Origin of the sequence: Elioraea sp. (assembly GCF_051860475.1) — a bacterium.
Taxonomy (GTDB): Bacteria; Pseudomonadota; Alphaproteobacteria; order Acetobacterales; family Acetobacteraceae; genus Elioraea.
The window spans coordinates 1-2,176 of sequence record NZ_JBHYDW010000141.1; the positions used below are offsets into that span (position 1 = coordinate 1).

The window sequence follows — 2,176 nt, forward strand, 5'->3', positions numbered from 1 at the left end:
CGTGGGGAACGCGCTCACGCCGGCGCTCGAGCGGCTCGAGGCGCGGTTCGGCCGCGCCGCGCAGGTGGAGGTCGCGGTCGAGGGCCTGCACACCTTCTTCGATGCGTTCCGTGCCTGCAACAACGAGGAGAACCTCTCCGTGCTCGGGCCCTGGGTGTTCAGCGTGAAGCCCAAGCTCTCGCCCGCGGTGCAGGGGCGGTTCGACACTGCCCCGCACCAGCCGCCCGCCAAGACCGCCTGGGGGCGCCACGTGCGCGCGGTCGCCGGCGCGCGCATCCGCGCGCTGCTGGCGGGCGGGGGCGTGCTCGTGTTCCCGACCTCGCCGGTGCCGGCCCCGCTGCTCGCCTCCTCGACCGAGGAGATCATGGCGATCCGCGAACAGACGATCGGCGTCACCTCGATCAGCGGCTTCTCGGGCGCGCCCGAAGTGACCATTCCCGTCGCGCGCGTCGATGGCGCGCCGGTGGGGCTCAGCCTGCTTGCCGGGCCGGGGCGCGACCGCGCGCTGCTCGCGATGGCCGAGGCGGCCGCGACCGCGCTCGGGATCGGCGAGAGCGGTTGAGCTACGCCGCCACAAGACGGTTGCGCGAGCGCATCCATCCAGCGTAGAACGGTTCCGCAGTCGCCACGGGGGAGAGCATGCAGATCACGCGCCTGATCAGGGGCTGCGCCGCGGCGGTGCTCCTGCTTGCCGCCGCCTGCACCGATCTGTCCGCGGTGCGCGACTTCTCGCGCCTGGCGGCCAATACCGCCGACTATCGCGGACTGGTGGAACGCTACGCGGCCTACGGGGATCGTCTCGCGTTCTATCGCGAGCGGCCGGTGGATGTGGGCGATCGGGCGGCGCAGCGCGAGGGGCTGCTCGCGTTGCATACCGCGCTCACCGGCTACATGGCCGCGCTCGGCGACCTCGCCGACGATGCCACCGTCGCAGTATCGACCGCGCCGCTCGCCCAGGCGGCGCAGAAGGCGTCGCTGTTCGATACGGCGATGACGCCGCGCGTGCAGGCGCTGGGCGACATCGTCGCACGCGCGGCGACGGGACGGTGGCGCCAGCGCGAACTCGCGCGGGTGATCGAGGACGGCAACGCGCCGGTGCAGGACATCACCGCCCGGCTGGTGCGCTTCGCCGAGGGGCTTGCCGCGGAGGATCTGGAGGAGCGGCGCATCGCCGCCTTCACCTACGACCTCGCGGCGCGCCGCTCGAACGATCCGGCGGGCCTCCGGGCGTTGCGCGAGTGGCGCATGCAGCGGCTTGCCGAGATCGACGCGCGCGCGGGCTCACGCGACGCCTTCATCGCCGCGATGCGCCGGATCGGCGAGGGGCACCAGACGCTCTACGACAGCCGTGACCGGCTGTCGGCGCAGGAGACGCTGCGCCAGATCCGAGCAGTGAACGGCCAGCTCCGCACCATCGGCCGGCTGCTGCAGTCAGCGGTGCTCTAGGGGAGGGGACGCGATGCCCGAGGTGACGGACGGCTTCGAGATCGCCCGCGAAATGGGCGACGCCGCGAAGGCGGTGATGGACCGGCTGATGGCCGACTTCGAGACGCTCAGCAAGGACGAGGTGCGCGAGCTCGAGGATCTCGCCTGGGATCTGCAGAGCCAGGCTGCGCGCATCCGCACGCTCGCGGTCGGCACGCTGCTCGCGGAGGCGGGGACCAGCATCGAGGCCATCAATCGCGAAACGAAACGGGCGCGCAAGGCGATCAAGGACATCGGCAAGGTGCGTCAGGCGATCGCGATCGGCGCGGCATTGCTGACGCTCGCCTCGGCGATCGCGACGAAGAATGCGGCCGGGCTGAAGGCCGGCTTCAACACCCTGAAGGGCGAACTGAAGGAGCCGGCGAAGGAGCTCGGCGAGACGATCGTGAAGAAGGTTAAGGGGTAGCGGCCGGTCCGATCACCCAGGCTCCCCTGAGGTCCGCGCGGCCGCTTCGGGCGGCCCGTTTGTCAGGCGGACCGTTGGCGCACCGGTTCGACGCGCCGAGCAGAGGCCTTCAGTGAGCCAAGCAGCGCAAGGCCGAACGCCAGCAGAGCGAGCGACTGTGGCTCCGGAACATCCGTCGGTGGCGGCGAGGGCGGCACAATGAAGTGCAGCCCGCCGGCGGAGAACTGGGCGTTGATGGGTATGGGCAGTGCGGTGATGGAGGGGCCGGCATTGGTCAGGAAGTCG

At 71.4% G+C, this 2,176-nt stretch carries 3 protein-coding genes and 1 pseudogene; 3 read left to right on the forward strand and 1 reads right to left on the reverse strand.

Going from position 1 to position 2,176, the window contains the following annotated elements; translation table 11 throughout:
• The 3 genes and pseudogenes from ACTIFU_RS19250 to ACTIFU_RS19260 form a co-directional block, all read left to right on the forward strand.
• A pseudogene (locus ACTIFU_RS19250) lies at positions 1-562 on the forward strand (amidase); the annotation flags it as partial.
• A gap of 77 nt (positions 563-639) precedes the next feature.
• Positions 640-1,446 carry a hypothetical protein gene (locus ACTIFU_RS19255; RefSeq protein WP_439579938.1) on the forward strand — a complete coding sequence of 269 codons (807 nt, stop codon included), beginning with the start codon at positions 640-642 and terminating at the stop codon, positions 1,444-1,446.
• Positions 1,447-1,459: 13 nt separating this feature from the next.
• A complete protein-coding gene (locus ACTIFU_RS19260; protein ID WP_439579939.1) occupies positions 1,460-1,891 on the forward strand; it encodes a hypothetical protein in 432 nt (143 codons plus the stop codon).
• 62 nt (positions 1,892-1,953) lie between these two features.
• On the opposite strand, the gene ACTIFU_RS19265 is transcribed toward ACTIFU_RS19260, so the two are convergent.
• On the reverse strand, positions 1,954-2,176 hold a 223-nt coding region (locus ACTIFU_RS19265), incomplete at its 5' end, for a PEP-CTERM sorting domain-containing protein (protein ID WP_439579940.1).

Bases quoted from the DNA above. Each gene is read 5' to 3' on its own strand.
- ACTIFU_RS19260 (WP_439579939.1), top strand. From the start codon at position 1,460: ATGCCCGAGGTGACGGACGGCTTCGAGATCGCCCGCGAAATGGGCGAC.
- ACTIFU_RS19255 (WP_439579938.1), top strand. From the start codon at position 640: ATGCAGATCACGCGCCTGATCAGGGGCTGCGCCGCGGCGGTGCTCCTG.